This window comes from Mesorhizobium sp. M0040, assembly GCF_040323505.1.
In the GTDB taxonomy this organism is placed as follows: Bacteria; Pseudomonadota; Alphaproteobacteria; order Rhizobiales; family Rhizobiaceae; genus Mesorhizobium.
Genome location: NZ_JAMYVA010000105.1, coordinates 1 through 6260, shown reverse-complemented (window position 1 = coordinate 6260; position 6260 = coordinate 1). Strand labels below are relative to the sequence as shown.

Below are 6260 nucleotides of genomic sequence, written 5' to 3'. Positions count from 1 at the left end.
TAGTTCACTTCACATGGGCCGGGTGTGACGAGATGGATGAAGTCACAGGCGACGGCTATGCCGAATTGCTCGACGACGGCTCGATCGAGATCACATTCGCCTATCACAACGGCGACGAGGCCATCCTCAAGGCAATACGTCAGACTTCTTCAACAGCCTGTTATAGCAGGTTCCTCACACCCCCAGTTTTTGAGATTTTTACTGTGAACCTTACGTGCTGCGATTATTAAATTAATATAACAGTATTCATGACATAGTAGCATACTATTAACAATTTAAGTATTGTTCTCGGCGAAAATCCGATACATACTTTTTCTATACTGAACTCGTGCGAAGGACAGATCCATGTGCACTACCGACGAAGAATCAGGTATCACCACCCTGCCGGAAATTTCACTGGCGAAATTGACAGCTGATGAAACGCGAGGTGAAGAGCGCCAGCGCCTGGAAATGGCCTGCCAGGAGTACGGGTTCTTCTGCCTCGTTGAGCACGGCATCCCGAAGAAACAGATCGGACAAGCCATTGAGGCTTCCCGGCATTTCTTCGCCTTGCCACAGTCCATCAAGGAGCGCTACAGTCACGCCGCTCAAACCGTGTATCCCGCTGTCGCCCGTGGATACGGCCCTTTGCACGGCGAAATACTGCATCCCGAGGCTCACACCGATCCAAAGGAATTGTTCAGCCTGGGAATTGAGAACGAAGGAGACCGGCGTCCATTTGCTGGAGCAACGCGCTTTCCGGATGACGCCTCGGCTCCGGGTTTCGCGCGAAGCCTGCTTGCTTTGCAAGCTACCGTACTCAACGAGGTTGTCCCGCAGATCGGGACCGCGCTTGCCGACATGATCGGCATGGAGCAAGGCTGGTTCCAACGCCATTTCAGCCCGCCGACGCTCATGCAACGCGTGATCCGGTATCCAGCTCGCGGCGGCAAGTGCGGCAAGCACACCGATGGTGGCTTCTTCACGCTTGTGCTGCAGGAGGAACTCCCTACGCGATCCTTGCAGGTGTGGCTCCGCGGACGCTGGATGCCAGTGCCGAGCCTGCCCGACAGTCTCGTAGTCAATTTGGGCGACATGTTTCAGGCCTTGAGCGACGAGCGCTTTAAGAGTACGCCGCATCAGGTCGCGCACAGTGGTCTGAGTGACCGAATTTCGCTTCCTTTTTTTATCTACCCCGACATCTACACTCGCCTAACTTCGCGGCAAGGGCGGCACTCGTTCGGCGTGGCGGAAATGATGCTGCGCAACATGGAGTCAGTCGCAGCCGGGACTGGCGCCGGACGCGCGCGAGAGTTATAGCAAGGTTGGCTTTCCCAAGGAGGCAACGTGATTGGGGCACCTTTGGATTAGTGCACTGGAAGAACTCTCCCACTAGCCAATTCGTCGCGCATCACGCGAAGCGCGACGGTCTGCAACGCGCCTCGATTTAAAGGGCGCTGATGCAGTCCATTGTACTGTGCCTACGCTAGATCCACGCGTACTTTCAGAAAGCTGAAGTGCCACGGTTCTCCATTGTGCCGCTTCACGGAGGCGATGATTTTGGATAAAGGAAGTGGTGCGATCAGCCCGGGGTGAACGACCGTGATCTCCACACTGGCGGCACGCCCGCCTGTGTATTCGCGGGTTCTTTGGTTATATCGCGGAACCGCGATCGGGCTAGGATTAGCCTTCGCGCTCTGTTCCGCACCCGTAAGCCGGTAGCGACATCCTTCAGACATCGCTTACATCCATCGCGGATGGAAGTTTATTTTTCGGTCATTGCAGCACTCCACCCGACCTAATTGTTTGCCTCAGTCGATGAGACGTATCTCCACGTGTGGCGAGTGATTTGAATTTAATAGCCTGTAAGGGCAGGAGAATGCTCATGTGCCTGAGCCATGATCTGAACAACGCGTTGCAATCAACCCAGAATTGGATTAGCGATCTGATGTGGAGACTTCGCTGGCATGATCGAGAGCGGGTCTACCAAGCCCTGATTGCGACGCTGCACGCGTTGCGCGACTTCCTCGATCGCGACGAGGCCGTTTACATGGGCGCACAGTTGCCAACCTTACTGCGCGGTTTTTACTACGAGGGCTGGCATCCCGGCCGCCGCGCCATAGCCACAAACCGAAGTTTGTTTCTCGACCGGATCCGCGACGGAGTCCACCGTGACCCGGCGGTGGATCCCGAAGAGGTTGCCCGCTCGGTCCTAGGCCAATTGGCGGACCGTTTATCGGCAGCAGAGATCCAAGAAGCCAAGGCGGCCACTCCAAGTGTGCTGCATGACCTTTGGCCATGCTCCGACAGACGTTTGCCCCCATGAGCGTACCAACCCAGTCCCCGAGGGGGAGCCCTTCGATTAGGAAACCAGTCTGACTATCCTTCCTTGACTCCGAAAGCGGAAATGGCCAGAGGACGTCTTCACTTCCCCTTTGCACCAGTGTCGCAGTGCAGTTCATAGGAGCGCAACACTAGAGCACGTCCTGTTTAATCCGGTTCATATCCTGCGGCTTTGAAGTAGTTGGCGCATTCGGCTGGGGTGAAGAGGTCGACGACCGCGCCGACCCGCATCCCAGAGAGCCTTGATGGTTCTCTCGGCCTTTGCTCGCAGCAGCGCCTTGAGTTTGGCGAAGGCGTTCTCAATCGGATTGAAGTCGGGACTGTAGGGCGGCAAGTAGAGCAGGCTCGCGCCTGCGGCCTCAATCGCGTCGCGCACGCCGGCGGCCTTGTGGGCGGGCAGGTTGTCCATGACGACTACGTCGCCCTCCGACAATGTAGGGACCAGCACCTGCTCGACATAGGCCAGGAACACGTTGCCGTTCATGGCGCCGTCGTAGACGAAGGGCGCAGTCATGCCCGTCAGCCGCAGCGCTCCGGTGAAGGTCGTGGTCTTCCAGTGGCCATGCGGCACGCCGGCCCGGCAGCGCTCGCCGCGCGGCGCTCTTCCACGCAGGCGGGCCATCTTTGTGGAGAGGCCGGTCTCATCGATGAACACGAGCTTCGCCGGATCAAGATCGAGCTGGTCGTCGAACCAGTCCCGGCGCCGCTTCAGGATGTCGAGGCGACCCTGCTCCAGTGCGTGCGCGGACTTTTTTTGAATGTCCAGCCGCGACCGCGAAGCCAGGCGCTCAAGGCGCTGCGGCTGATCCGAACTGACTGCTCGGCGACGAGCCGCTCCACCATCTCGTTCAGCGTGATGTCCTTGCGCTCCTCGATCAGCCCGACGATGAAGGCTTCATGCGCATCGAGGCTGGAGGCGCGGCGGCGGCCCTGCGGGCGTGGCGCCAGTTCGCCGATCTTCGCCCGCGCAATCCAGCGGATCGCGCTGGACACTCCCACGCCGAACCGCGCCGCCGCTTGCCGCGCCGACATGCCCTCGTCCGAAGCCTTCAAGACCCGCGACCGAAGATCACCGCTCAATGCTCTTCCCATCGTCCACCTCCATCGAGGTGGATGTTGAATCAGCACAAAACGCAGCCGTCACATCACAATCGATTCATCGATCACAGGACGTGCTCTAGTCGACGTCCTGAACCCGGAGTGCGAAATCTACGAGCATTAGCTTTTGGTGCCTTTGGGTGCTCGGCCCAATCGTTCCCGGTCTTCCGATGAAGCCGGTTGCCTGCACGCCCGCCTCGGGCTGGGAGAAGGGTCAGGTCGAGAACTAGGTCGGGGTGGTGCGCGAGCGCATCTAGACGCTGCGGCTGCGCTTCAAGACCTGAACGCCTGGCTGCATGACAAGTGCGTCGCCTGGGTAGAGAACGGAGCGATCGTCGCTGCAGGCCTTGTGGCCGAGCGCGCAGGCCAGCCGGCTTTTGCCGACTTCTGAAGGGCCGCAGATGGCCAGATTGTCATGAAGTTCTCCTCGTCAGTTGTAGTAGCGTGAGCCTCAGATGTTGGGGTGATCGATGGGATCTCGTGCCGCCGGACGCGATGCCGCCGTCTGGTCGAGCCGGTTGTCGAGGATCGACTGCACGGAGCCGTAGGTGCGCGCGCCAATCTCGAGCGCGCGCGCGAAGCGGTGTTGACCGGATGATGCCCAGGCAGCAGGCCCGGAAGCCCTGCTCGGGATGCGGGCGATCGGCACGAATTGCTCGCACAGCAGCGCTGCGTTGCAGCCGACCGCGGAGGCTTCGCGGGTGGTCCGCTCGATCGTCCAGTCGGCAAACCTTCGATGAGGACGGCATGGACTGCGGAGCAGCCCCTTGGGGGCTTCGCTCCGCATGGCCATTGGAGCTGACCTTTCTCGGCGCGCTGCGGTTCGATCGACTGCTGCACATTGCGTCTTTGATGGTACGATCAACGGACAGTGTTTCCGCGCCTTCTTGGAGCAACTCCTCCTCCAGTGCCAGACATCGTCGTCATGGCAACCTTGGCTCCCAGATCATCGGCGCGGCTGTCTCTGGTTGTTGTCGCCATATTCGCCAGGATCAATCCGATCGAGCAGGCCTACGCAAGATAAAGCACTGGATGGGGACTGCTCAGAACCGGACCGTCGGTGACACATGGCGACGCATTGGCCTCCTGGTCTCACGATAGAACCCGCCGAATGCTAAAACTCGCAAACGCCGGATACGCTTCCGTCAAAAACTGGTGGTGTTTTCACCAATGTCAATGCCGCTCGAATTTTCGCCAAAAGTGCCGAAGTAAAATTCCCCAGTTTCGCCGCTCGGACTGTCGCGGAGGGGTGTCCATTTTCGGTGGCCGGCCGCGCGGCCGCGATTGTCGGCGGCGTGATGGAGGCTTTTGATCGCAAGTGTTCGGGCATGAGCTCGGCGTGCTGGCGGAGCCGACAACTCGATCCTTCGATCTGGACGACGACCGCATGGTGAAGCAGGCGATCGGTCGCGACGACAGGGTCGCCGAAGACCTCGCCCCATTCGGCGAAGCCGCGATTTGAGGTGAGAATCATGGCGCCCTTCTCGTAGCGGGCGTTGACGAGGTGGAAGAACAGATTGCCGCCACCGGGCAAGTAGCCGATCTCATCGACAACGAGCAGAGCAGGCCGGCAGAAGAAGCGGATGCGTTCCTGCAGGCGGCCTTCGCGTTCGGCCCTTGCCAGTGCGGCGATGAGTTCGGCGAGCGGGCAGAAATAGACGCTCTTTCCAGCCCTTCACAGCCTCGACGGCAAGTGCGATGGCCAGATGGCTCTTGCCTGTGCCGGGCGGGCCGAGGAAGTGGACGACCTCGCAGCGGGCGACGAAGCCGAGTTGGGCGAGCGTGAAGATTCGATCTCGGTCGAGCGAGGGCTGGAAAGAGAAGTCGAAGCCGGCGAGCGTCTTGATCGTGGCCAGACGCCCCATGCGCAGTGCCGTCTTGATCCGGCTGTTCTCGCGGAGGGTCAACTCTTCCGAGAGGAGGATGTCCATGGCTTCGAGGGCGGCGATCTCGCCTTGCTCGAGCCGGCGCACGATATGATCGAGCGCTTCGAGCGCCCGCGGCATCTTCAGGCCGACGAGGTCGTGGCGGATCCGGTCGATGGTGGATGGCGTGGTATCGAGCGCATTCGTCATGGATGCTGCTCCTTCGCCATCACCCGGGCGACGGCATCGTAGAAGGCCAACGGGCGCTGAGCGACCCTGTCGCCTGAGCCATGAAGGATGACCTCGTCGTTCCTCAGTCTTTGTCGGCGCTTGTGGACGTGGATGTTGCGATGCCCGGGCTCGACATGACGCTGGTGCCGACCTTCTAGAATGGGATGGATGGCAAGCAGTGCGCCGTCCTCGAAGATGCGTACCTCTTCGGCCAGAGTGTGCACCTCGACGACACGGCGCCTGGTGGCGTCGGGCACGCTATAGAAATTGCCGCCGACGCTGACCATGCCCTCCCGGCTGATGCGTCGCTCGAGCTTCAGGACCGATCGGAAGGGAGCCAAAGGCAGCGGCCGCAGCGCTGCCCGCTCCTCGGCAAAAGCTTCGTTGACGACACGCCGTGTGGTTGCGTGAACTCTCGGGTTTGCGACCGTGTCCAGCCAGTGACGCAACTGCGCATTCAAGTCTTCGAGGTTGCGAAAGGACAGGGCCAGGAAGAAGTCCTCGCGAATGTAGCGGAACGGTCGCTCGACCTTGCCTTTCGTTTTGGCGCGGTAAGGCCGGCAGGCGGGATGGAAACCATAGTGGCGGGCAAGATCGACGAGGGCACGGTTGTAGACGATGCCGCCGGTATCGCCTTCGCCGAGCGCCGCCCAGCGCCTCGAAAGCCCCAGCATGGCAGCGCAAGACAGTCGGCAGATCCTGGCGGACGACGAAGCGTGCCCAAATAAGGCGACTGAAGCCAAG

2 protein-coding genes and 6 pseudogenes are annotated in these 6260 nt (G+C 60.2%); 3 read left to right on the top strand and 5 right to left on the bottom strand.

The genetic code is table 11. From position 1 onward, the window contains the following. From NKJ91_RS33165 to NKJ91_RS33155, 3 genes and pseudogenes are all read left to right on the top strand, one after another. A pseudogene (locus tag NKJ91_RS33165) lies at window positions 1–230 on the top strand (hypothetical protein); the annotation flags it as partial. Window positions 231–345: 115 nt separating this feature from the next. Beyond that, window positions 346–1299: a 2-oxoglutarate and iron-dependent oxygenase domain-containing protein gene (locus tag NKJ91_RS33160; RefSeq protein ID WP_352458866.1), complete on the top strand. Its 954-nt coding sequence runs from the start codon at window positions 346–348 to the stop codon at window positions 1297–1299. A gap of 565 nt (window positions 1300–1864) precedes the next feature. Then, window positions 1865–2305, top strand: coding sequence for a DUF2267 domain-containing protein (locus tag NKJ91_RS33155; RefSeq protein WP_352458865.1), 441 nt, complete (start codon window positions 1865–1867; stop codon window positions 2303–2305). Window positions 2306–2469: 164 nt separating this feature from the next. Here the strand turns inward: NKJ91_RS33155 and NKJ91_RS33150 are convergent. From NKJ91_RS33150 to NKJ91_RS33125, 5 pseudogenes are all read right to left on the bottom strand, one after another. Next, window positions 2470–3414, bottom strand: a pseudogene (locus NKJ91_RS33150) (IS630 family transposase). 322 nt (window positions 3415–3736) lie between these two features. Beyond that, a pseudogene (locus NKJ91_RS33145) lies at window positions 3737–3844 on the bottom strand (ATP-binding protein); the annotation flags it as partial. Between the two features lie 27 nt (window positions 3845–3871). Continuing rightward, window positions 3872–4238 (bottom strand): annotated as a pseudogene (locus tag NKJ91_RS33140) (IS21 family transposase); the annotation flags it as partial. A 428-nt stretch (window positions 4239–4666) separates the two neighbouring features. Then, window positions 4667–5495: pseudogene (istB, locus tag NKJ91_RS33130) on the bottom strand (IS21-like element helper ATPase IstB); the annotation flags it as partial. Continuing rightward, window positions 5492–6260 (bottom strand): annotated as a pseudogene (locus NKJ91_RS33125) (Mu transposase domain-containing protein); the annotation flags it as partial. The pseudogenes istB and NKJ91_RS33125, both read right to left, overlap by 4 nt.

Bases quoted from the DNA above. Each gene is read 5' to 3' on its own strand.
- NKJ91_RS33160 (WP_352458866.1), top strand. From the start codon at position 346: ATGTGCACTACCGACGAAGAATCAGGTATCACCACCCTGCCGGAAATT.
- NKJ91_RS33155 (WP_352458865.1), top strand. From the start codon at position 1,865: ATGTGCCTGAGCCATGATCTGAACAACGCGTTGCAATCAACCCAGAAT.